Annotated in this window: 20 protein-coding genes; 16 read left to right on the top strand and 4 right to left on the bottom strand. The window is 46.0% G+C overall.

Annotated elements, in window-relative coordinates; translation table 11 throughout:
* The 8 genes from GFS24_RS24755 to GFS24_RS24790 all read left to right on the top strand — a co-directional run bounded on the left by GFS24_RS24755 (nt 1) and on the right by GFS24_RS24790 (nt 11,598).
* On the top strand, nt 1–942 hold the full coding sequence (locus GFS24_RS24755; protein ID WP_253906582.1) for an amidohydrolase family protein: 942 nt from the start codon (nt 1–3) through the stop codon (nt 940–942).
* Nucleotides 932–1,717 (top strand): amidohydrolase family protein, encoded by a 786-nt coding sequence (locus tag GFS24_RS24760; RefSeq protein WP_153664358.1) that lies wholly within the window; start codon nt 932–934, stop codon nt 1,715–1,717. Before GFS24_RS24755 ends, GFS24_RS24760 begins: the two co-directional genes overlap by 11 nt.
* A gap of 99 nt (nt 1,718–1,816) precedes the next feature.
* Nucleotides 1,817–2,896: a substrate-binding domain-containing protein gene (locus GFS24_RS24765; RefSeq protein WP_153664360.1), complete on the top strand. Its 1,080-nt coding sequence runs from the start codon at nt 1,817–1,819 to the stop codon at nt 2,894–2,896.
* 90 nt (nt 2,897–2,986) lie between these two features.
* Nucleotides 2,987–4,024, top strand: a complete 1,038-nt coding sequence (locus tag GFS24_RS24770; RefSeq protein ID WP_153664362.1) for a Gfo/Idh/MocA family protein — start codon at nt 2,987–2,989, stop codon at nt 4,022–4,024.
* A gap of 15 nt (nt 4,025–4,039) precedes the next feature.
* A complete protein-coding gene (locus tag GFS24_RS24775) occupies nt 4,040–5,392 on the top strand; it encodes a DegT/DnrJ/EryC1/StrS aminotransferase family protein (protein ID WP_153664364.1) in 1,353 nt (450 codons plus the stop codon).
* Nucleotides 5,389–6,732 (top strand): hypothetical protein, encoded by a 1,344-nt coding sequence (locus tag GFS24_RS24780; RefSeq protein ID WP_153664366.1) that lies wholly within the window; start codon nt 5,389–5,391, stop codon nt 6,730–6,732. The genes GFS24_RS24775 and GFS24_RS24780 overlap by 4 nt, the downstream gene beginning before the upstream one ends.
* A gap of 165 nt (nt 6,733–6,897) precedes the next feature.
* Complete coding sequence (locus GFS24_RS24785) at nt 6,898–10,029, top strand: SusC/RagA family TonB-linked outer membrane protein (protein WP_153664368.1); 3,132 nt, start codon at nt 6,898–6,900, stop codon at nt 10,027–10,029.
* A 6-nt stretch (nt 10,030–10,035) separates the two neighbouring features.
* Nucleotides 10,036–11,598 (top strand): SusD/RagB family nutrient-binding outer membrane lipoprotein, encoded by a 1,563-nt coding sequence (locus GFS24_RS24790; RefSeq protein WP_153664370.1) that lies wholly within the window; start codon nt 10,036–10,038, stop codon nt 11,596–11,598.
* Nucleotides 11,599–11,669: 71 nt separating this feature from the next.
* Here the strand turns inward: GFS24_RS24790 and GFS24_RS24795 are convergent, their stop codons facing one another.
* Complete coding sequence (locus GFS24_RS24795) at nt 11,670–12,194, bottom strand: dihydrofolate reductase family protein (RefSeq protein WP_153664372.1); 525 nt, start codon at nt 12,192–12,194, stop codon at nt 11,670–11,672.
* A gap of 155 nt (nt 12,195–12,349) precedes the next feature.
* Between GFS24_RS24795 and GFS24_RS24800 the strand changes: the two genes are divergently transcribed.
* From GFS24_RS24800 to GFS24_RS24820, 5 genes are all read left to right on the top strand, one after another.
* The gene (locus GFS24_RS24800) at nt 12,350–13,144 is read left to right on the top strand and encodes a hypothetical protein (protein WP_153664374.1); all 795 of its coding nucleotides are present in this window, start codon (nt 12,350–12,352) and stop codon (nt 13,142–13,144) included.
* A 98-nt stretch (nt 13,145–13,242) separates the two neighbouring features.
* Nucleotides 13,243–16,266, top strand: a complete 3,024-nt coding sequence (locus GFS24_RS24805) for a two-component regulator propeller domain-containing protein (protein WP_153664376.1) — start codon at nt 13,243–13,245, stop codon at nt 16,264–16,266.
* 56 nt (nt 16,267–16,322) lie between these two features.
* Nucleotides 16,323–16,970, top strand: coding sequence for a response regulator transcription factor (locus tag GFS24_RS24810; RefSeq protein WP_153664378.1), 648 nt, complete (start codon nt 16,323–16,325; stop codon nt 16,968–16,970).
* 108 nt (nt 16,971–17,078) lie between these two features.
* Nucleotides 17,079–17,972: an alpha/beta fold hydrolase gene (locus GFS24_RS24815; protein WP_153664380.1), complete on the top strand. Its 894-nt coding sequence runs from the start codon at nt 17,079–17,081 to the stop codon at nt 17,970–17,972.
* 91 nt (nt 17,973–18,063) lie between these two features.
* The gene (locus GFS24_RS24820; protein WP_153664382.1) at nt 18,064–18,735 is read left to right on the top strand and encodes a hypothetical protein; all 672 of its coding nucleotides are present in this window, start codon (nt 18,064–18,066) and stop codon (nt 18,733–18,735) included.
* A 115-nt stretch (nt 18,736–18,850) separates the two neighbouring features.
* Here the strand turns inward: GFS24_RS24820 and GFS24_RS24825 are convergent, their stop codons facing one another.
* The 3 genes from GFS24_RS24825 to GFS24_RS24835 are packed head-to-tail and all read right to left on the bottom strand — an operon-like array spanning nt 18,851 to nt 20,930.
* Nucleotides 18,851–19,522, bottom strand: a complete 672-nt coding sequence (locus GFS24_RS24825; protein ID WP_153664384.1) for a GNAT family N-acetyltransferase — start codon at nt 19,520–19,522, stop codon at nt 18,851–18,853.
* Nucleotides 19,523–19,539: 17 nt separating this feature from the next.
* Complete coding sequence (locus GFS24_RS24830; RefSeq protein ID WP_153664386.1) at nt 19,540–20,256, bottom strand: SUMF1/EgtB/PvdO family nonheme iron enzyme; 717 nt, start codon at nt 20,254–20,256, stop codon at nt 19,540–19,542.
* Nucleotides 20,253–20,930 carry a hypothetical protein gene (locus GFS24_RS24835; protein ID WP_153664388.1) on the bottom strand — a complete coding sequence of 226 codons (678 nt, stop codon included), beginning with the start codon at nt 20,928–20,930 and terminating at the stop codon, nt 20,253–20,255. Before GFS24_RS24835 ends, GFS24_RS24830 begins: the two co-directional genes overlap by 4 nt.
* A 139-nt stretch (nt 20,931–21,069) precedes the next feature.
* Here GFS24_RS24835 and GFS24_RS24840 point away from each other — a divergent pair, with 139 nt between their 5' ends.
* The 3 genes from GFS24_RS24840 to GFS24_RS24850 all read left to right on the top strand — a co-directional run bounded on the left by GFS24_RS24840 (nt 21,070) and on the right by GFS24_RS24850 (nt 24,496).
* Nucleotides 21,070–21,402, top strand: a complete 333-nt coding sequence (locus tag GFS24_RS24840) for a helix-turn-helix transcriptional regulator (protein ID WP_173003185.1) — start codon at nt 21,070–21,072, stop codon at nt 21,400–21,402.
* A gap of 93 nt (nt 21,403–21,495) precedes the next feature.
* Entirely contained in the window at nt 21,496–23,874 is a 2,379-nt protein-coding gene (locus GFS24_RS24845) for a mechanosensitive ion channel family protein (RefSeq protein ID WP_173003186.1), read from the top strand.
* A gap of 142 nt (nt 23,875–24,016) precedes the next feature.
* Entirely contained in the window at nt 24,017–24,496 is a 480-nt protein-coding gene (locus tag GFS24_RS24850) for a hypothetical protein (RefSeq protein ID WP_153664394.1), read from the top strand.
* Nucleotides 24,497–24,797 lie beyond the last annotated feature (301 nt).

Below are 24,797 nucleotides of genomic sequence, written 5' to 3' on the forward strand. Positions count from 1 at the left end.
ATGTCAAATTCAATGGACAGGCGGAACTTCGTCAGGAACATGGCTGTATCTGCCTCCGGGATCATCCTGGGCAGTAGCATGCTGGCATCAGCGGAAGCAGAAGCTGCTGCCACCACCCAGCTCAGTTCACCGGAAGGCCGGATCAAAAAGATGTTTTCGTACAGGAAATTAGATGCGCATGTGCATCTGGGCCTCTCTGCTGACCTGCCGGAAGTAAATGTTGATTTTGCAGACAGGTTGGGAATAGAGAAGATGTTCCTTTCAAAACCTGTTACAAGAGGATTGGGCACGCCGGATGAATTCCGCGCCTGTAATGATGTGATCCTGGCAGCCATGAAGAAATACCCGGATAAACTGGCGGGCATGCTTACCCTCAATCCGCAATACGGAAAGGAATCGCTGGAAGAGATCAAACGTTGCGTGGGAGAAGGAATGGTGGGCGTGAAAGTGTATTACCAGGTAAAGATCAATGATCCTTTATTCTACCCGATCGTGGAAAAACTGATAGACCTGAAAATGATCATGCTGATGCATGCGGAAGCTACACTGGGTATTGCCGGTTACCGTATGAAGTACGATCAGAAGATAAAGCCAATGGCTTCCATTCCTGAAAACTTTGTGGACATAGCAGCCAGGTACCCTGAGGCCATGTTCCAGTATGCACACACAGGCGGCGGCCCCGATTGGGAATATGCCTGCAAAGCTTTACGCAACAGCCCCAATGTATATGTGGATGTTTCCGGCAGTAACAACGAAAACAACATGGTGGAGTTTGCAGTAGCCACGTTGGGTATAGACAGAGTGTTCTTTGGTTCGGACAATATGTATTACCAGTCCGTAGGTAAGATCATGGACGCTCGTTTAACAGAGGAACAGAAAAAGAAGATCTTCTTCGATAATTATAATAACATCCTGAAAAAAGGAGGCTATCATGTTAATTGATATAAATTCATTTGTAGGCCACTGGCCTTTCAAACGCCTGCATAGTAATAATTGTGACGGCCTGTTGGAAAGGATGAATGAATACGGTGTGGATCTTTCCGTCGTCACCAATCTTCATGGCATATTCTACAAGAATACCCAGTCTGCCAACGAAGAACTGTATGAGGAAATACGTGCAAAGAAAGCATACAAGAACCGTTTCCTGCCTTTCGGCATCATCAATCCCATCTACGCTGGCTGGAAAGATGATTTCAAAACATGTGTGGAACAGTTTGGAATGAAAGGTATCCGTGTATTTCCCGGGTATCATGATTATGCCATTGACGATCCTAATCTGATAGAACTGGTGAAAATGGCCAGGGATAAAGATGTGGCCATTGCCCTCACCATGCGCATCGTGGATGTGCGCCAGCGTTCCTGGATGGACCTGCCAACGGAATGGGGATTGAAAGATTACCTGCCATTGCTAAAAGCAGTACCCGATGCCAAATATATGTTGCTGAACCTGGCCACAGGCATAGCCCTCACACCGGAAGAAGAAGCACTGATCAAAAACACCAATGTACTGTTCGATACCTCCGGCCGCCATATCGTTAATTTCCCCAACGTTTTCAAACGGTTCGGAAAAGAGCGTTTCGCTTTCGGTACCCACTTCCCGGTACTGGATTATTACACCGGCCTGTTGCGGATTGAATCATTACGCAAGGAAGAAGCCAGCGAGGCAGACAGGGCTTTGTTCTGTTCCGGCAACGCCAGCAGGTTCCTGAAGTTATAAATTTGCTTTATTTGAGAAGGAATGATACTTTCATGTATTAACCCCAGGTTGGGAGCGTACACGTAATTATGTTAATTTTGCCGTTAACTACCATTAACCATGAAACTATCAAATAAAGACAATAAGAATAACCAGCTGTCTGGTATCAAGGAAATTGCCCGGAGGGCCAATGTGTCCATTGCAACAGTAGATCGTGTGATCCACGACAGAACAGGCATTGCGAAGAAAACGAAAGAGAAGATCCTGGATATTATCAAGGAATTAAACTACCAGCCTAATATCCACGCGCGGCGCCTGGCCCTGGCAAAACAGTTCAGGATAGCTACCCTCATTCCCCAGCGGTCCAAAGAAACCAGCTATTGGGAAGGCCCGCTGAAAGGAATAGATACCGCTTCTGCGGAAATAAGCCAGTATGGCGTAGTATTAGAGAAGTTCTTTTATGACCAGGATTCCATTTCCTCTTTCCAGCACCAGGCAAACCTGCTGCTGAAAAGCAAACCGGACGGTATCCTGCTGGCACCCTCTTTTATTGAAGAATCCGTGAGTTTTGTACAGAAGTGCCAGAAACAGAACATCCCGTATGTGCTGATAGATTCAGACCTCCCGGCAGAAGGCAGCCTGGCCTACATTGGCCCTAACCTGAATGCCAGCGGTAACTTGTCTGCACACCTCATCAGTTACCTGATCGGGAAGAACGACAGTATCCTGATCGTAAACATCTCCAAAGAACTGGACGATCAGCACCATCTGTTGAAGAAAGAAGAAGGTTTCAGGAACTATTTCCGTACCCACCGCTGGGATAACAAGATCCTGAAGATCAATATCAACAAAACAGATCCTAAATCCATAGAAAAAGGACTGTCCAATGTTTTCAAGGAAAACCCGGGTATCAAAGTAGTGTTCGTCACTAATTCCAGGGTATCCAATGTGGCCGCATTTGTAAAAGACCTGGACAGAAAAGTGATCCTGGTGGGCTACGACTTTGTAAACGAGAATATTGAATACATAGAAAAGGGAGTGATCGATTTCCTGATCTGCCAGAAACCACTGGAACAGGCCTATAAAGGGGTAATGACCATCTATCAGCATCTGGCGGCGGTTTCCGCACCAGTAGAGAAGGTCACTTTTATGCCAATTGATATCATCACACGGGAGAATTACAAGTTTTACAATTATTAAGTAACACCGGAATATTTTATAAGTACATTATTAATTTTTGTGTATTTTACGGGTACGTAAACGGAGCCTTTCACTAAACAGCTTATAACGATGCAAAAGAATCATCCGAGGAGACAATTCATTAAACAGACATTATTTGCAGGCATCGGTGCAGGCATGCTTTCCCAGTTGCCTTTCCAGGCATTTGCCACCTCATCTGCAACCGCAGAAACAGGAAAACGAATTGGCATCATTGGGCTGGATACTTCTCACAGCGTCGCTTTCACCAATCTGCTGAATAGCCCGGAAGCAGGAGATAAGTTCAAAGGATATAAAGTAGTGGCCGCTTATCCTTACGGCAGTAAAGACATAGAAACCAGTGCCAGCAGGATTCCGGATTACATCAACCAGGTAAAAGCAAAAGGTGTGCAGATCACCGCTTCCATTGCTGAAATGCTCAGCCAGGTAGATGTGGTAATGCTGGAAACAAATGATGGCCGCATGCATTATGCACAGGCTATGGAAGTGATCAAAGCCGGCAAAAAAGTATTCATCGACAAACCACTGGCCAATAGCATGAAAGACGCCATCGGCATCTTCAAAGCAGCCAAAGAAAATAATGTACCCGTTTTCTCTTCTTCTTCCCTTCGTTTTACTGCAGGCATGGAAGAGGTAAAGAGCGGTAAGAAGATAGGCAAGATCATTGGGGCGGATGCTTACAGCCCCGCTAAACTGGAAAAAACACATATCGACTTTTACTGGTACGGTATTCACGGCGTAGAAATGTTGTTCACTGCCATGGGCACCGGTTGCAAAACCGTAACACGTTTTTACCAGGATAATATGGACGTTGTGGTAGGCGTCTGGGAAGACGGCCGGATAGGTACCTTCAGGGGAACCCGCGCCGGTAAAGCACTATACGGTGGCACCATCTTTGGCGAGAATGGCAATGCTACCTATGGTGCTTATTCCTACGAAGGCCTGTTAAATGAGATCATCTTGTTTTTTGAAACAGGCACGCCACCCGTACAGGCAGCAGAAACATTAGAGATCTGCGCTTTCATTGAAGCCGCACAGAAAAGTAAATTGAATGGAGGAAAACCCGTGAGCATGCAGGAAATATTCAGACATTATAATTACAAGCCTTAGTAAAATAATCGTCACATGCCTAACAAAGGATTTGGTCGCCGTAAATTCATCGGTACACTTACCGCAGTCTCTCTTGGAGGAATGATACCACAGGTCTTTGCTGCAAATAAAGTCAGTGATAAACTGGCTGCATTGGGAGGTGAACCTGTAAGGTCTAAAACTAAGAAGTGGCCGAAATGGCCATATGTGGATGACAGGATGATCGAAGAGATTGTGAAAACCACCAAAAGTGGTAAATGGAGCAGGATCAATGCTCCAGTAGATGGACAGGTGGCTACTTTCGAAAAACAGTTTGCCAGCTTAACCGGCGCCAAATACTGCATCGGCACAGGTTCCGGCACACAGGCATTGGCTATTGCCGTAGAAGCTTTAGGCATAGGCCCTGGTGATGAAGTGATCACTTCCCCTTACACAGATTTCGGTACCGTATCTGCAATCCTCACCAGCAGAGCTTTACCAGTATTAGCAGATCTGGATCCTGCTTCTTACCAGCTGGATCCGGATGATGTGAAACGCAAGATCAATTCCGCTACAAAAGCAATTCTCCCCGTGCACATGATGGGCCTGCCCGCAGATATGGACAAGATCATGGCCATGGCACAACAACATAAACTGAAAGTAATTGAAGATGCCTGCCAGGCAGCACTTGCTAAGTTCCGTGGAAAAACATTAGGCACCCTTGGAGACCTGGGCTGCATTAGCTTCCAGGCCAGTAAAGCCCTGGCCTGCGGAGAAGGTGGTGCCATCATTGGCAATGATGAACAACTGATGGACCAATGTTTTACTGTACACAATCACGGTACAACAAAGAAAGGTAAACACACCACCATCGGCCCTAAGAACAGGATGAATGAATTTGAAGGCGCTATCCTCAACGGTCAGTTGCCAACTGCTGTAGAACGTTTCGAATTACGTAACAAGAACGCCACTTACCTCAACGAAAAACTAAAAGGCTTCAAAGGGCTGGTACCGCAGAAAATGTATGCAGGTACAGAAAGCGGCGGTTATTACAACTACGCCATGTCCTATAAGAAAGAACATTTTGCAGGCGCTACCCGTCAGCAATTCCTGAAAGCCATAGTGGCAGAAGGTGTTCCCTTCAGTCCGTATATTCCTAATGGTTTGCACAGGGAAGCATGGATAGATCATATCCTTACCCTGAATGAATATAAAAAGATGTTCCCCGCTGCACGTTTAAAGCAATACAGGGAACAGATGTCGTCGCTTCCGGGCTGTGATACCGTGTGCGACGAAATGGTGGCCATGCATGGCTCCGGCTCATTGATAGCCACCACCGCAGATATGGACGATATTATTAACGCTGTGATGAAAGTTTATGATCAGCGGGAACAACTGAAGAATTTATGAAACGTATCCTGAGCATTTGCATCATTATCCTATGTTGTCACATCACTACAAAAGCAGCAGATACTTTAAAAGTATGCAGCTTTGATGTGGATGCCACACCACCGGTGGGCTCTTCATTGGTATACGATAAAATGACCAATAGCTGGGACCAGAGCCTGCGTGCTAAAGGGATCGTTCTCACCGGAGCCGGAAAACCCATTGTGCTCTGTGCCATAGACTGGATAGGCATTGCCAATGAAGGATATGATGAATTCCGGAAAGCCATTGCCGAAGCAGCCGGCACTACACCAGACAGGGTTGCGTTGCATGCATTACACCAGCACGATGCGCCTGTTTGTGATTTCGGCGCAGAGGCATGGTTGAAAAAAGAAGGCATGAACCTGCAGGGCTTTGAAGGGACTTTCGCCCGCGAAGTGATCAGCAGGTTAAAAGTAGCCATAACAGGATCACTGAAAAATGCACAACCTGTTACACATATTGGTCTCGGTAAAGCAGAAGTATATAAAGTGGCATCCAACCGCCGCATCCTGGGAGAAGATGGAAAAGTGATCGCCTCCCGTACCTCTGCCACAAAGGATTCAAGCATAAGGGCAAAACCGGAAGGACTGATAGATCCTATTGTATCGCTCATCAGTTTCTGGAACAATAATAAACCGTTAGCCGTACTAAGTTATTACGCCACACATCCGCAAAGTTATTACCGCACAGGAGTAGCTAATCCTGATATTCCAGGCGTAGCAAGGTTCTTCCGCCAGCTGGCTGTACCGGATGCATTACATCTGCATTTCAACGGAGCCGGTGGAAATATAACAGTAGGGAAGTACAATGATGGTGCGAAGGAAAACCGTTTGCTGATGGCAGAGCGCCTCGCAGATGGCATGTTAAGAGCATGGCAGCAAACAAAAAAAGAAAAGATCACCGCAGCAGATGTAAAATGGGCATCATTGCCAGTAGCGCTGCCCATCAAATCAAGTCTCAACGGCCTGTCGGAGCTATTACATAAAGAAACCAGCGTTTTCGTTGCCAACAACGCATCCAAGCAGGTGTTCATGGAAAGGGCTAAACAGGGAAAGAAAATAGATATCAGTTGTTTACAAATAGGCAGTGCACGTTTAATGCATCTGCCGGGTGAATGTTTTATTGAATACCAATTGGCAGCCAAAGCAATGCGTCCTGATCTCTTTGTGACCGTGGCTGCTTATGGAGATTATGGGCCGGGATATATAGGAACGGCAGAAGCTTACAATGAAGGAGGATACGAAACCGGCCAGGCATCAGCAGTTACAGCAGAAACGGAGAAAGTACTGCTGAACGCCATGAAGCAATTACTACGTAAATAAGAACGATCCATATCAACAGGAAAATACCAGTACAGTAAAGATCAAGATTAGCTAGTTTATACGATAAGGAAACATTTATTCATTTTACGGGTACGTTAACGTCCCCCATGGGAGCGTACTGTCAACCAGGATCAGTTTAAATAATTAACCAAAATTGAAAGTATTATGGCTGTAAACTATCTGTTGAGCGCAGGATGTTATTTCCCTACAGCTCGCAGTTATTCCCGAATGTTACGCAAATTGGCAGGATACATCCTGCCAATCCTTCTCCTGCTCTGTTCATATGCCAACGCACAGGATCACCCCGTAAAAGGAGTGGTGAACGGAGAAGACGGTAAACCAATGCCTGGCGTAACCATTCTCCTCAAAGGAGGAGACCGCCATGCTATTACGGACGAGAACGGTCGTTTTAGTATCCCCGCTAGCACCAATGCTGTATTGGTTTTCACCTTCACCGGTTACGAGAAAAAAGAAGTGCCGGTGAACGGACAGGCAGAACTCACCGTAAACCTTGCACCCTCCGTTACCGCATTGGAAACAGTGGTGGTAACGGCCCTCGGTCTGGAACGTAAGAAAAAGACATTGACTTACAGCACGCAGGGCGTCAGCGCAAAAGAACTCACGGAAGCAAGAGAACTCAACATGGTGAATGCCCTGCAGGGTAAAGTAGCCGGGTTGAATATCAGTTCCGGTTCCACCGGTGTCGGTTCACAGGCAAGAGTGATCCTGCGCGGTAACAGATCTATCAGTGGTAACAGCCAGCCTTTGTATGTAATAGATGGAGTAGTTACACGTGCCAGCCCTGCGGATATTAATACAGATAACATCGCTTCCCTGAATGTGCTGAAAGGAGCCAATGCTGCTGCATTATACGGTAGCGCAGGACAAAATGGTGTGATCGTGATCGAAACAAAAAAAGGAAGGCAGGGCGTGAATGTAAGTGTGAATTCCACCTACATGGTAGAAACACCTATTCATTCCACCCCTTATCAATATGAATATGGACAAGGGGTTACGAATACTTTCCTCAAAACATCAGAATCTTCCTGGGGCCCCAAAATGGATGGCCGCATGGTAGATACCTGGTCGCTGGACCCAGCAGATGCCGGTAAACAATACAATTATCTGCCGGACAAAAAAGCAAGAGAGAACATCTACAACAACGGCAGTAATTTTGCCACCAACCTTTCTGTAAGCACCGGTTCCGAGAAATCAAAAACCCTCTTCACGTACACGCATACCAGCGGAGATGGTATATTGCCCGGCAATGAGCTCTCCCGCCACAATGCAGCATTACGTGTTACCAACCAACTCACAAAGAAACTAACGCTGGATACCAAACTGGATTACATGAAGCAAAAGATCGATAACCAGCTGGATGAAGGAGAGTCCTCCTTTAACCCGCTGCGCCAGATCGCTACCATGCCTTCCAGTATCAGGGACCAGGAAGTAACACATTTTGAATATAAAGATCCAGCCCTGGGTGTGATGAAACAGAATTACTGGAGCCCTGGTACTGTAACAGGCGCCAATCCTTACTGGGCATTATTGCGCAACCTGCGTTATAATAAAGTAGATCGCTTAATGGGCCTCGTATCTCTTTCTTATCAATTTTCAGAAGACTTCCGCGTAATGGTACGGGGATCATTTGACGGAGAGAACAATTCACAGGAAGAAAAATCCTTTTACGGCACCTATCGTGATCCTTCCGGCAGATACGCTGTGGGAAAAGGTTCTGCACTGTTGCTGAATGGAGACTTCCTGCTGAGTTATAAAAAACAACTAAATAAAGACTGGTCAATCGGCGCAAATGCCGGTGGAGAAATAAGGAACACCACCGGAGATGCATTGACTGCTAATACCGGCACAGGTATGAGCGTACCTAATTTCTTTGCACTGTCCAATATCTCATTAGCAGCCATAGCCGCTTACAACCCGGTTGTGGAAATGGAAACACAGTCCCTGTATGCAAATGCACAAGTGGGATGGAAAGATGCCATCTTCCTGGAATTAACGGGCAGGAATGATTGGAGTTCTACATTAGCCGCAAATAACCGCTCGTATTTTTATCCGTCAGCGGGTATCAGTGCAGTGCTGTCAGAACTGGTGAAGCTGCCGGAAGCCATTACGTACCTGAAACTGAGAGGTTCCCTGGCACAAGTGGGTAACGGAGCTTCACCCGGACTGTTGCAACGTTTTGCTGCCAGCGCCCCGGGAGGTAACCTGGGCTATTTATCACTCAGTTCCACTTTACCCAACAAAAACCTGAAACCAGAGATCACCCGTTCCACAGAAGCAGGCCTTGAATTAAGACTGTTCAAAGATCGTATAAGCCTGGACGTTACAGCCTATCAAACCAATACCAGCAATCAGATCTTTTTGCAGGCATTACCTGTTGGCAGCGGCGCCCAGAGTTTATATACCAATGGCGGGGATGTAAGGAACAAGGGTATTGAAGTGATCCTGAATACTACACCCGTAAGATCAGGTGATTTTAGCTGGGACCTCAATTTCAATTTCGCAAAGAACGATAACGTAGTAATAGAATTATCTGATGCCATTCCTTCCCTCATAGTAGGAGGTGATACTTACATGCGGAATTTTGTGCTGGAAGAAGGAAGGCCCTTCGGCCAGATCTACGGAAAAGGTTTTGTGCGCGATAGCAAAGGCCGTGTAATAGTAGGCACCAATGGCCTGCCGCAAACCACACCGGGAAAAACAGTTTTACTGGGTAACGTAAATCCAGACTGGACAGGCGGTATTTCTACTTCTGTCGCTTACAAGAACTGGAGCCTTGGGGCCGTGGTTAGCCACAAACAGGGTGGGGACATTGCTTCCTTCACAGATGCTATCCTTTATGGAGAAGGTTTAACAGAAGAAACACTGCAAGGCAGAGAAGGCGGTTTGTTGTTCGGAAAGAATATCCTCACGCAATATGCTTCCGCCAGACCAGATGGATCAGAGAACACGCAGGCAGTGACTTCACAGCAGTTATGGCAATTCCTGGGAGGAAGAACGGCACCGGTAGGAGAGATGTTCATGCGCAAAGCCACCAATACCCGTTTGCGGGAATTTACACTGGGATACCAGCTGCCGGCTTCTCTTTTCAACAGAGGTCCGCTGGCATCTATACAGGTATCACTGGTAGGCCGGAATCTTTTCTTCTTCCACAGAGCAGCGGAAGGGCTTGATCCTGATTACACGCAAGGTACCGGAACTATTTCCGAAGGTTTCCAGTCGTTTGCATTGCCGCCGACCCGTTCATTTGGTGCCAACATTAAGATCAACTTTAAATAGATAAAGATGAAAAAGTATTTCTTTCTTTTCATGGCCACGCTAACACTGCTAAGCTGCACGAAAAGGTTCGACGAAATGAACACGCCGGAAAACCTGCTTCCTGAAAACGAGATCAGCGCAGCACTCATAGGCCAGTCATTTGCCTTTTCTCAGTATCATGGATTATGTGCCGTATATGTGGAAGTAGGCCAGACATTACACGCAGATATTTACGCGCAATATTTCGCTTCCGTGCCGGCAGCTTTCAGTACAGAGCAGTTTATTCCAAATGGCTCCTGGACAGATCTTTTCTGGAAGGACTTCTATGTGAATGCCGCACCGCAATTATGGCTCACAGAAAAAGTGACAAAAGAAAATAACATGCTGGTAGCAAACGCTATCGCAAAAATTTGGCGCGTAGTGATCTACAGCCGGATGACAGATTATTTTGGTCCCGTTATCTACTCCCACTTCGGAGAGCAAACACAAAGTGTACCTTATGATGCACAGGAAGATATCTACAATGATTTCTTCAAAACACTGGACGAAGCATCTGCTGTATTAAAACAAAACCCCGGCGGCAACGGTTTCGCCGCCCACGATCAGGTCTATGCCGGCAGCGCAGACAAATGGCTGAAACTCGCCAACTCCCTCCGCCTCCGTTTTGCTTTGCGCATCGCTTACGCTGATGCTGCCAGAGCAAAAACAGAAGCAGAGAAAGCAGTGACAGATGGCGTGATCCTCACCAATGTGGACAATGCGAATGTGCTCACTACTACTAACAGCGTGAACATCCTTTCGCGCATCACTTACCTGATAGATTTCCGGGCCAGCACAAGTTTGATCAGCACCTTGAAAGGTTACAACGATCCAAGGTTATCTGATTATTTATCTCCTGCGGTAACCGGTGGCCAGTACACCGGTATCCGTAATGGTTTACCGGCAGTAGAAAGAGGTACCCAACTGGCTAACCTCAATTCCTTTGTAGGCACAAAATGGTTGTCGCCAGACAGGAAAGGAACGCTTACACCTAACCGTGTACTGTCTGCTGCGGAAGTAGCTTTCCTGAAAGCAGAAGGTGCATTGAGAGGATGGAGCATGGGTGGCACGCCGAAAGATCTGTACAACCAGGGGATTGCGCTTTCTCTTGCAGAACGTGTAGCAGCATCTCCCACACAGATCACAGCTTATCAAACCAGTACAACATTACCTGCACCGGTAACAGATAAATGGAACACACCCGCAATGAGTGATATTCCTGTGTTATATGATGAGGTTGGTACTTTTGAAAGAAGGCTGGAGCAGATCATCACGCAGAAATGGCTGGCCCTTTATCCTGATGGATGGGAAGCCTGGTCAGAACGCAGACGAACAGGATATCCAAGAGGATATGCATTGATCGCTTCAGAGAGCCCGAATATCACCAGAACGCAATTGGTGAGAAGGGTAACCTATCCGCCGGTGGAAATATCCACTAACAGGGCTGCTTATGATGCAGCAGTAGGTATGTTGAAAGGGGCGGATGAAAACTTTACAAGAGTATGGTGGGATAAAAAGCCTATAGCTGATTATCCGCTGCCTACTAATTGATATGTGGCAAGAACAAAATAGCGTATAAGAATAATGTAACGGACTGCTTCATTTGGGAGCAGTCCCTTTTTTTACCCAACCTTATCATAATTCAACATCAGCACCCCCATCTTAGAAGACTTCACCTCATTCAACTTCAACCCAACCCTTTCCTGGATATCCTTAAACAAAGGTTTCCCCGCCCCCAGGATAACCGGAAACACCGCCAGCCTGAAAACATCCACCAACCCCGCGTTCATAAAACTCGTAATAAGCTGCCCGCCACCATACAGCCAGATATCTTTCCCCGGCTGTTGTAAAATTTCGGGCACGTCATTCATAGTAGTTTTTGTATGAGAGAAAACATACTTTTTCTTGCTATGAATAGCCTGATACAACTCCTGTATCATCGGAGGTGCATTTTCATCCGGCTGAAAATTCCCCCAGAGATCATAACTCTTTCGCCCATAAAAGATAGTGTCAATGCTGGAAAGAAGTTCTCCAAAAGTGTTATCGAAAGTGGCATCAGGATCTTCACTGATCCAGTCAATTTCTCCGTTAGGCCCTTCAATGAAGCCATCGAGGGTTACTGCTAAGTCTAAGATGATTTTTCTCATGAGGATAATGGGTTAAAGTTTACTGTCATCAATATACGGAAATAACTTATTCCCTCCCCATTTTGAGTGATCCCGCTTACCACATCCGGGGATTGTACAAGGAACTATCCAACCCCATCTTTGCATCATTATTTAAAGAACCCCAAATATTACACATGAAACAACTCACATTCGGCGTAGTGTTCCTGCTCGGCCTTGTACAGGTCAGTTGCGAAAAGGATAACGACGACCATTACGAAGCACCTCCAAAAGTGAAGATGAATGTTTTTCAATCTGCAGGAGACAGTGCCACGATTGTTACCCAGATCAACAACTTCCGCACACAGATCGGCGATCCGGTAAATAATGTACCCGGTGTTACAGTTGGCAGGAGAGAAGTGAACTGGGATGGCGTACCGCCTAATTTCACTAATAACGATCAGTTCCCGGCGGACTTCTTCAATCTCACAGATCCCGCCGGAGCAAACGGCCGTAAAAGAGGATTGGTATACACCGCCGCCAGTTTGCCTTTAAGACTGGATAGCACCAGTTTCTCACAGCTGGATGTTTCTTATGCAGATGAATTCATCCCCTTCAGCCAAAAGAAACTCCTCATTTCTACCAGCTCCAATGTTTCAGAGGTAGAATTTAAAGTAGCCGGCACCAATACAAATGCCTTTGTAAAAGGTTTCGGCATCATCTTCTCTGACGTGGATGATGCTAATTCCACTTCCCTGGAATTCTTTAACGGCAACACGAGCCTGGGGGTAGTGAAAGCCCCAGTCAAAAAACCGGGGGCAGCTTTCTCCTTCCTCGGCGTCTTTTTCCCTGAATCACAGGTGACCCGGATCAGAATAACTGCCGGTAACGCTAAACTGGCCGCTGGCGTAAAAGACCTCAGCGACGGTGGCACCAAGGACCTGGTAGCATATGACGACTTCTTTTACAGCGAACCGCTGGCTCTCCAATAAAGCTGAACCCCAAAAACGCTATCCCCACATTTGGGGATGGCGTTTAACACCAAATACCGGGATTTTTGTATTTTTAGACGTTATCTACAAACCCCGGCATGTTCAGCAGGTTATTACACACCGCTCTTTTCCTCATTTACAGCGCATGGCTCTCTGCGCAGAACCCCCAGCTGATCTTCTCCCGGCTCAACATACAGGACGGTCTTTCGCATAATAAAGTGAATTGCATCCTGCAGGATAAAAGAGGATTTATATGGATGGGAACAGAAGATGGTTTGAACCGCTTCGATGGAAAGTACTTTACCCTTTTCAGGAACACACCCGGCAACACCACTACCATCTCAGGAAATATTATTACCTCCCTGCTGGAAGATGAAGAGGGCGTATTATGGATCGGTTCCGCAGATGCTGGTCTCACAAGATATGATCACCGCCTGCCCGCCGCACAGCAATTCAGGCAATACCGTCATGTGCCGAAAGACAGCTCGTCTATCCCCATCAATATTATCAATGCCATTACACAGGATCATGCCGGTTATCTCTGGCTGGCCACCGGGGGCAACAGGGTACTGCGTTTTTCTAAACAAACAGGAACATTTGATGAACCGGTAAAAGAAGGCACCCGTTATGCCTTGTCCCTTGTAATGGATAATAGTGATACACTCTGGGTAGGCCGGCAGGGAGGGGGGATGCTGAAAGTGAATACCCATGATCTCAAATACAACATGGATCGCCGTTACAGTGATCTCTATGCAGACCTTCCGCATGCATCCGTAAGTTCTTTGTATAAAGACAAACAGGGAAATATCTGGTTTGGATCATGGGATAAAATACTGTACCGTTTTGATATGCAGTTAAAACAGGAACAGGCTTTTACCACACCCGCAGATGAAATATTGTCTTTTGCAGAAGATACCACCGGCACGATCTGGATGGGAGGGAAGAGCAAGGGCTTATTTATCTACGATAAAGAAAAGAACAGTTTTACCAATCTCCGTTACGATCCTGCCCTGGAGGGCACTATCATAGATGACCGCATCAATTGCATCTACGTGGGAAGAGATGGAATGGTATGGCTGGGCACCAATCGTGGCGTAAGTATTTACAACCCATCCCAGCAACCTTTTTCACAGCAGTTCCTGGATAAAAATGGAAAAGATCTGAAAATATACGATCTCCAAAGTGTGAACGGAGACCAGTGGGTAGGCACCAGCGACGGATTATACATCAGGATAAAAGGTGCCACCACATTCCGGCATGTTCCCTTACAATACAAAGGCCACCCGCTGGCCGTATCGAAAATATTCCGGGATGACGATGGTACCCTCTACCTGGGTACCAATTTTACTTTGTTCATCTGTGATCCTGAAAATTTTACATTATCACTACTGCCCAATACGGAAAAAGATCCTGTGATCTATAACATTATAGACTCCCGCATTGTATCCATTATCAAAGATACCATTGCAAACCACCCTGTGCTGATCACAGTACCTTACGGTCATTTCATAGCGTATTACGACTTCGTTACCCAACGCTGGACCTCCCGGGAAGACACTACCATGAACATCATCAAACGGTTCAATTTATCAGATCACCTGATCAGGAAACTCTATAAAACGCCCCTTGGCAACATCTGGATGGCCACTGCCAAAGCAGGTCTTGGCGAATGGAAAAAGGATTCATGGCCTTATGTGGAATACCATAGCGCCCTCAGCAATAATAATGTATACGATATGGCGGAAGATCCCTCCGGCAAATTGTGGGTGAGCACTTACGGCGGAGGTTTGAACCATTTTGATCCCCAAACAGATACTTTCACGCATATCGCCGCATCCAGCAATCTGCTGGAAGGATTACAGCTGGACGGATGGCAAAACGTGTGGATGGTGAGTAATGGACACCTGCATAAATACGATCCTTATATAGAAACCTATTCCACCTACCAGCTGCCGGATCTCGAAAAATCAGGCGGCGTAAGCGGAAGCATCTTTAAGGATACAGACGGCCAGATGTATGTAGCCGGGAATAACTACGTGGTAGCTTTTCGCCCGGAAAAGATCAGGGAAGAAAGAAAGTACCCCAAAGTGTTCTTTACAGATTTCCTCATATTCAATGCCTCCTACAGTGAACGGCTGAAAGAAAAAGAGATCAGGCTGCCACATAATAAAAACTATTTCACCTTCACTTTCTCCGCCCCGGAATTTATGCAGCGCAATACCATCTACGCTTATATGCTGGAAGGTTTTGATAAAGACTGGATAGAAGCAGGAGACCGTAACTACGCCAGCTATTCCAACCTGGATGGTGGTTATTACACCCTGAAAGTAAAAGCCAGCAGCAGTAAAGGCAACTGGGGAAATGAATATGCCGCCATCCGCATTCGTATCATACCACCTTTCTGGAAAGCATGGTGGTTTTTCCTGCTCTGCGCAGCCACTATTGCTGCCACCACTTACGCCATCTACCGTTACCGCATCAATGAACTGCTGGACAGGCAAGCCATTCGTAACAAGATTGCACAGGACCTTCATGATAACGTTGGCTCTACATTAAGCAGTATCGGCGTATACAGCGAAGTAGCGCAGATCTACCTCCAGCAGCAAAAGAACACCGATCTGAAAAGCACACTGGAAAAGATCCGCGATGCCTGCGGTGAAATGATCAGTGAACTCAGTGATACCGTATGGACCATCAACCCGCGTAATGATCATATGAGCACCATCCTGCAAAGAATGGACTCTTTTGCCCGGCCATTGCTCAAAGCACAGGATGTAGACTTCCACATGAACTTCGATATAGATATCACAAGGTTGAACCTGGAAATGACGAAAAGAAAGAACTTCTACCTCATCTTCAAAGAGGCCGTAAGCAATGCTTACAAATACGCACAATGCAAGAACCTTTGGGTAGATGTAAAAGAAGGCCAGCATTTCCTGCAACTGATCGTGCGGGACGACGGGCAGGGCTTTGATCCAGGAAGAGTAAAGTCGGCCAATACGCTCTCCGGTAATGGCTTGCGGAATATGCAGCGGAGGGCAAAGGAAATGAAAGGGGAATGTGTGATCAGCAGTATCCCGGGAGAGGGAACTACCCTTACTTTAAGGTTTCCTATCCCCTGATTTGGGGATGTTATTTCGGTAATTTTAACGGAACTTTATATAAACAGATTTGTCACATGAGCCTGAGGATTGCCATATTCGACGATAATAAGAACATCCGGGAAAGCATCAGTTTGCTGCTTTCTACCGTTCCCCAGTTTGAAGTGGTGGGCTCCTTTTCTCATGTATTAGATTGTGTGGAAGATGTAAAGGAATGTAAACCGGATATCATCCTCATGGATATAGAAATGCCGGGTATGACAGGGATCGAAGCCGTAGTAAAGATCAAAAAAGAATTCCCGCAGATCCAGGTCCTCATGCAAACTGTTTTTGAAGATGACGATCGTGTATTTGATTCCATCTGCAGCGGCGCATCCGGATATATCCTCAAGAATTTCCTGCATACCAAACTATTGGATTCCATCCAGGAGTTGCAATACGGTGGCTCTCCCATGAGTCCATCCATAGCCAGGAAAGTGCTCAACAAAATGCAAACCGTAGCCACGCATATTCGTCCTGAAGAAAAAATAGATTATCAGCTCACCCCCCGCGAAAAAGAAGTATTATCCGCCCTCGTGAATGGCCTCAGTTATAAAATGATTGCCGCAGAACTCACCATCAGCTATGAAACCGTTCGTTCACATGTAAAAAAGATCTACGAGAAACTCCATGTAGCCTCTCTTACCGAAGTAGTGGCAAAAGCCATCAATAACCGCATTGTGTAAACTTATCTGATACCCACATTAGGGGATATATAATACCTGCTTGCGGGATTGCCGGGTTATGCCCATGAAAGTACTTTTGCAGCATTGTTTGACTTCAAAAATACTGCAATGAATAATCGTAATCTTTTGCTGATGGCTTCTTGCGTGATCAGCAGCCACCTGACTTTTGCACAGGCTATCTATGATGAAACATTCATGGAGTTGCCCATCGTTAAGAACATTCAGCTTTCCACAGGTGTGGAAATACAGTATGTGGAACAGGGAGCCGTTTCCGGCACGCCTGTTATCTTTCTCCATGGCTTTACAGATTCATGGTATTCCTACGAAAAAGCCATGATGCATTTACCCTTTTCCATTCATGCATATGTGCTTTCCCAACGCGGTCACGGCCTTTCATCCAAACCCCAAAAAGGATATAAGCCAGAAGATTTCACTGCGGATGTAGAAGCCTTCATGAAAGAACTGGAGATCCCTTCCGCCATTATCGTAGGCCATTCCATGGGTTCCGTTATTGCCCAGCGTTTTGCGATTGATCATCCTGAACGCACCAGGGCCCTGGTGCTGATAGGGGCGTTTGCCAACATTAAAAAGAATCCCGGCATCGTGGAATTCGGCAAAATAGTGGAACAGTTGCAGGACCCCATCGATTCCGTTTTTGTGCATGAATTTCAGAAAGGTACACTGGCCAAAGAACTGGACGGAATGGAACTGCATACTTATGTATCAGAAAGCAGGCTGGTACCCGCAAGGGTCTGGAAAGAATTAATGTACGGCCTGATGGATGTGGATTATGAGAAGGAATTGAAAAAGGTAAAAGCACCCGCACTGATCCTGTATGGTGATAAGGATATGATAGTGCCGGAATCAGACCAGCAGGTATTGGCAGGCGCCCTGAAGAACAGTACTCGCATCACCTACAAGGGAACTGGCCACGGCCTGCATTGGGAAGAACCAGAACGCTTCGCAGAAGATTTATGTCATTTTATTAGTAAATTGCCATGAAGATTATTGTAAGTATCTGTATTGCGTGGCATTACCCCAGCCTGATTGATTTTAACGCCAATATTTAATAAAATAAATCCCCCCTCCTTCGATGAAACTGTATGCATTATTGATCCCATTATTTCTACTTGGCATCTGGAAAGCCATCTCTTCCAAAGAACTGCCCGTCTCCAAAAGAACATTTATGTATTGCGCACCTTCCTTTGATCCCGATATCTGGAAAAAAGGAGATGCTCCCTTACTGAAAGGTTTAGGGAAAACACATTACAAAGTAAACACCCGCTCTGCCAAAGCACAGCAATTCTTCGATCAGGGCCTTACACTCACATACGGTTTCAATCATGGCGAAGCATACCGTTCTTTCAAAACAACGCTGAAACATGATTCCACCTGTGCCATGGCTTATTGGGGAATTGCAATGGTATTAGGCCCTAATTACAATGCACCCCTCATCCCGGCGAGCCTTGCAGATATCAACGCAGCCATTGACAATGCCGTTAAATATTCGGAGGGTGGAAGTCCGGAAGAGAAAGCACTCATACATACGATGACGAAACGTTTTCCAAAAGAAGAAGTAAAAGACATGACCCCGTATTATGAAGCTTATGCACAGGCATTAAAAGAAGCCCATCTGCAATTCCCGGCAGACATGGATATTGCCACTATTTATGCAGATGCATTAATGAACCTGCATCCCTGGGACCTCTGGTTAAAAGGCGGCACGCCACAGGCTGGGCACTCAAAGGATTGTTCAACAGCCTGAAAGGACAAGGAAAGGAAACCGCGGCAGTAAGTAAACGATTTAACGAAGCCTGGAAGTATGCCGATATGGAAATACAAAGCTCCAGGAAATTTTAACACACCCGTAGGACTGTTCGCTAAAGAGCAGTCCTTTTTTTTATCAGCCAGAAAGAGATCTTCCTGCGTGTCACAAATCCCAACCGTTCATACAACCCAATAGCTCTTTCATTACTTTCGGATACATGCAGAAAGGGAATGATCCCTGCCGCCAGGTTACGGTTCACGAGATGGGTGATTAAGTGCCGCGCATATTTACGTCCTGCAAATTCAGGGAGGGTAACGATAGCACTCAATTCCGTTAATCCATCCAAACGCATTCGTTCTCCCGCCATCGCTACCAGCTGCTCATCCTGCCTGATACCAAAATAATTACCCATACGTTGAGTGCCGGGAAGGTAATAACCCGGCTGTACTTTAGTGACCAGGGAGAACATTTCCTGCTGATCTGTTTCAGATAGTGCATGTATCGAAGATGCCTCAACATCAATAACTTGCTGACAGATCATTTGCAAGCAAACCAGTTCGTTCAGTATTTCCCAGTTGGGAGGAAGGGAAGGAAGAGCGCCAATAATAAAGAAAGATTCTCCTGTCTGAATAAAAGGATCTAATGAAGCTGCATGCATATTGGCAAAAGCAACGAAGGATACAATATCAGGAGAATATCGTTTGGCCAGTGCAGTGCCAATAGCAAATTCCTGGTGTTTACTGTTAAGTGCATGCCAGGCCGGGTTGTCCAATGCTGAAAACATAAAGACAAAGATAATAATTATCTCTTCACCACCCTGAACCCCTGGTTGCTGAAAGAAGCCCGCATTTGCACTCTGCCGATATCTGTAGCATTGAAAAAGCTGCACGCATTTTTACTGCACCACCAGGAACCACCACGTGCATGCACCACATTTTTACCATCACCCGGCAAAGCCCCTGAGCAAAATTCAAACACATTCCCGAACAGATCATACAGCCCAATGGCATTCGGCTGGAAGCTCCCAACGGGAGAGGTATACATAAATCCATCGCTGTTGTCTGCCTGCAAATGGTCCCTGCCATGCCAGATATTACCAGGGAAAGTATTACCCACCCGCGAAGCAATTTCCCATTCATCCAAAGTAGGAAGCCTTACTTTGGCCCAGGCACAATAAGCCTGCGCATCATGATAACTGATGGTAGTAACAGGATGATCCATTTTCTGTTCAATACCACCGCGGCTTACTCCGTTAGGATACCGCCAGTAAGCAGTACTATCTTCCAGCCACCTGAATTCCGCAAGGCCGGGAACAAATACCATGGCATTCTTAAACTTTTCCGCATCCGTAACATACCCGGTGGCCAGCACGAACTTTTCAAAAGAAGCATTCGTGAGTTCTGTGTTAGCTATTTTAAATCCGGTTATATGAACTTTACGCACATGCCCTTTCTCCCCGACGGTATAAGTACCCGCGGGAATATTGATGTAGGCAAACAGTAAAAGTGCGTAGATCATTTTTTACTTTTATAGAGATTGCCCGCCCGCTCCAGGATCAGGTCTTCATTCGCTTTATTAAGATCGAGATAAGCCCTGAAGTCTGCATCTTCACCATATAACTTAGTAAAAGAAGTAGAGGTCATGAAGGGCTTATATTCATTCTGCTTCATCAGCAACATCAGCACCGTAAGGATATCATGGTCCTTTTTATCCGTATTATAAGTGCTGATCAGGAAGGGGATCATCTCCCAACTATTCATCGCAACTACCGCAGCTTTATAATTCACCCCCATTCTTTTACTGCGCAGCACAGACTCTTTGATCAATGCCATTACAGAATCCCTTTGGCCGCGCAGGAAATCCTGCTGGCGTTCACTCCAGCTATATTCACCAAAAGCATCCGGCAGGTTCCCAAAGATCTTTTTATGTTCATTTTCGATAGGCGGCATCGCATCACAATTCTGACTGTAACTTTCCGCATGGATCATGTGATAAGTGAATTTCTCCCGCAGCGAAAGAGCGTTATATGATTTGGCCGGCAGTTTAAGGTTTTCTTCCTCATCATGTTCCATTTTCGATACCAGTCCTTTTATCTTCGCCAGCTCATAAGGAGGAACACTTATTTTGGACCGGTCCTGGGCAAACAGTGTGATAGAACAAAACAACACAGCAAATAACAGGAAATACTTCATAGAGGCATAGTTCTTTAATGGAGCTAATTTAAGTACTCTTTAGGCAGGAAATGGAAAAATAATTTAAAAAAGTTAACTAATAGCTTAACTTTGAATAGTTAATAATTCCTGCAGATTTATGAATACAAAATTGAACAGCATGCTTATAAATCCGGCATTCGAAGATTTATTCACCTTCAAAAATGAAGAAGAAAAAATAGAGCATGAGGCCGCCATGATCTCTTTCAGGATATTGAGCGAAGTGGAGAAATTGTGCGATGACAGAAAAATAAAAAGAAAAGACCTTGCAGAAATGACAGGCACTTCCAAAAGTTACATAACACAGCTTTTCAATGGAAAAAAAAGTATCAACACTTACTTCATGGCAAAGCTGGAAAATGTATTGAACGTAACCTTTGAAACCCGCTTAAAACTTAATAAAAAAAGCAGCCTCGTAAAAAAGGAACTAAGAAGCGGAAATTATGATTCCTAATATTTAATGCCCAACTGGTGGTTCCGATCCCCAAACTTCCCAACTCACATATTAAATTCTTTTCATAGTTTAGCTACAGAAAAACATCACTTCATGAGAAACCGGCTGCTGTTATGCTGCATTTTTTTGTTATCCTGCCTGGCCACCATAGCCCAGGATACCACCCGCATAAAAAGAGATTCCACCCGCACAAGAAGAGGAGGGGGAGGAGGAATGTCTGCCTTATTTGCGGACTCCACCGTACTCACCAGCAGTGATTACCAGCTTAAAATAGAAAACTCCTACGTTACGCTGGATAACATAGATAACAAAAGCGAACTCGGCCTCGGCGTAAACCTGATCATAGCAAAACTGGCAGACAGCGATTCCGTACTCAGCGTACTAAAAGACAATGTGCTCAATAACAGCCAGGCCCTCAACCTGCGCAACCTGCAGGTATTCCGCACCCTGCTGCTCAATCTCCAAACGGAATTAAGGGCCAACCGCAAACTGCTGGACAGCTCCGAAACCAAATTAAACAACCTCAAGAACAGCTTCGTCACACTCAGAAGTGATACCGTACTGCGCCAGTTAATGAAAGATTCCCTGCTGCGCATTCAGTTTGCGCCGCAGCTAAAAGATATGCGCGAAGCCTTTCGAACCAGCACCAAACATCTCCGCGAAAGCCTGGCCCAGGTAAACCTCCTGCAAACACACACTTCCGCCAACTCCATTACTACAGCCAAACTGCTGGACAAAGTGAACAACCTCCTGAACACTTCCGCCACCCGCATTTTTGGAAAAGAATATAACTACCTCTGGGAAAAAGATACCGCCGACCTTTCCCAGGCAGCCCGCTCTTCTTTCAACAAAGCATACAGCGGAGAAAGAAAAGCCCTCGATTATTATTTTAAAGACAGTGGCAACAAAAGGGCCTTCCTGTTGCTGATCGGTATCCTGTTCTTCATCTGGATGTTCCGCAACATTCGCACCCTGCGCCGTTTAAACGGTATGGGCGCTATCAGCGAAATGGAATTCAATTACCTGCCATCAGGTTACATCGTTTCTGCTTTCGTGATCATGTTCTCCATCGCACCACTGTTCGATCTGCATGCACCCGCGGCATATATAGAATCCATGCAGTTCCTGCTGATCATCATCCTCACCATCATCTGCTGGAAAAAATGGCCGCGAAGATTGTTCCTGTACTGGATCGCGATGGTAGTGTTGTATGTCTTTTTCTCTTTCGCAAATCATATCATTGATCCCAGCTTCTGGCAACGCAGCTGGTTCATCATCCTGAATATACTATCCGTTATCTTCGGCTGGCTCTTCCTGTCAAAAATGCAGCAGAACCTGCATATGAGAGGTTTCCTGCGGTTCGTGATCATATTGCACAACATCATGAACGTACTGGCCATCTTCTTTAATATATTTGGCCGTTTCTCCCTGGCACAGATCTTCGGGCATGCTGCTATTTTCTCCTTTACGCAGGCAGTAGGCCTGGCTGTATTCAGCAAGATCTGCATGGAAGCCATCCTGCTGCAGATAGTTACCAGTCGCCTTAAAAGAGGGGTAACCACCCATTTCGAATTCCAGCACGTGCTCAATGGTTTCCGCCGCCCAATATTATTCCTGGTGGTGATCTTATGGCTCATCGTTTTCACCACCAACCTGAATATCTACACAACCGTGTTAAACGGACTGATAGAGATCCTGCAGGCAGATCGCAGCATCGGCAATGCCACCTTCTCCATCGGCGGCATCCTGCTCTTCTTCCTCATCATCTGGATAGCCCACCTGTTACAGAAATACGTAGGTTATTTCTTTGGAGACACCGGCACAGATGAAGACATCAGCAACAAAGGCCAGCGCTCCCGTCTCCTGATAGCAAGACTGATCTTACTCTGCCTTGGTTATCTCTTAGCCGTAGCCGCTTCCGGCGTCCCGGTAGACAAGATCACGATTGTATTAGGCGCATTAGGTGTAGGTATTGGTCTCGGCTTGCAGAATATCGTCAACAACTTCGTCTCCGGCATCATCCTCATTTTCGACAGGCCCCTGCAAATAGGCGACGTAGTTGAAATAGGCGATAAATCCGGCCGTGTAAGGGAAATAGGCCTGCGTTCCAGCACCCTGCTCACCCAGAATGGCGCAGAAGTGATCATCCCCAACGGGGACATCCTCTCCCAGCAGATCGTCAACTGGACTTTAACCAATAGCCAGCAACGCCTCGAAATGGATCTGTCTATTAGCGGCAGCAATGATATGGAGGTCGTGTCTTCCGCCATCAAAAAAGCCATCCTGCAATCCAAATATGTAGTCACCGGCAGAGAACCACAGATCTTATTCACCAAAGTAACAGAAGGCGGTTTCGAGCTCAAAGCCTTCTTCTGGAGCATAGACGTGGCCAAATCCGCCGAAGCCAGAAGTGAGATCATCCTCCTGCTGCACAAACACCTGAATGCAGAAAACATTACCATAAGCTTCTGAAAGTAATTGATACACAAGCAAGAGGGCGTCTCATACGAGGCGCCCTCTTTGTTTATCTAAGGGTCCTCCGATTGTTGACATAGGTTTGACATAGGTTTAACATTCGCTTTGCCATATGGAATCTTATGCTTATCTTTAGGATATGGCAATAATTAAAAACAACGTCATTATGCGTGGTGCCAGCGGCAAACACGCAGACCAGGTAGTTCTCCGTCAGCGGTTTGGCCAAACCGTGGTATGCAAGCTTCCATGCGCATACCCTCCCAAAACCGCCGCCCAACTGGCCAATCAGGAGCGCTTCAAAAGAGCCAATGATTTCGCCAAAGCCGCCGTCAAAGACCCGGAAAAGAAGGCGTACTATCAATCCATAAAGAAACCCACCCAAACCGCCTTCAACGCAGCTTTTCAGGATGCTTACCATAAACCGGAAGTAGAAGTAATTGTAGAAGAAAAGGTAGTCATCAAAGCAAAATCAAAACACCCCATAACAAAAGTGAAAGTAGGCACAGGATATGCCGTACTGAATAACAAACAATGGGAGTTTCCCCTCATAGAAAAGCCCTTCACCATAAAAGTCTATGATGTAGCTGGAAACATCTGCACCATAGAAATACAGGTATAGGTTAGTTATGAACAAAAAATTAAAAACCTCCGTCCTTTGCTGCGTGGGTTGGGATATTTTTATAAAATAAAACCGAAAACCTCTTCAAAATAAACACCCTCCGCCCTCTGCTGCGCGGCAAACGCCATGCATACAGTTATAAAAGTTTTTTGGTAATCAGCTTTTGCACATGCATCAGCCGCCGTTGTGTATTCTAAGATAGTTCCAAATTTATATCAGGCAGCTGTCTGTAAATTTTCAGAGTAGGGTGTTTGTCGTTTAATGACGGCAAACATCCTGTCTACGAGTTTATTCCTGATAA

Origin of the sequence: Chitinophaga sp. SYP-B3965 (assembly GCF_009647655.1) — a bacterium.
Lineage (GTDB): Bacteria > Bacteroidota > Bacteroidia > Chitinophagales > Chitinophagaceae > Chitinophaga.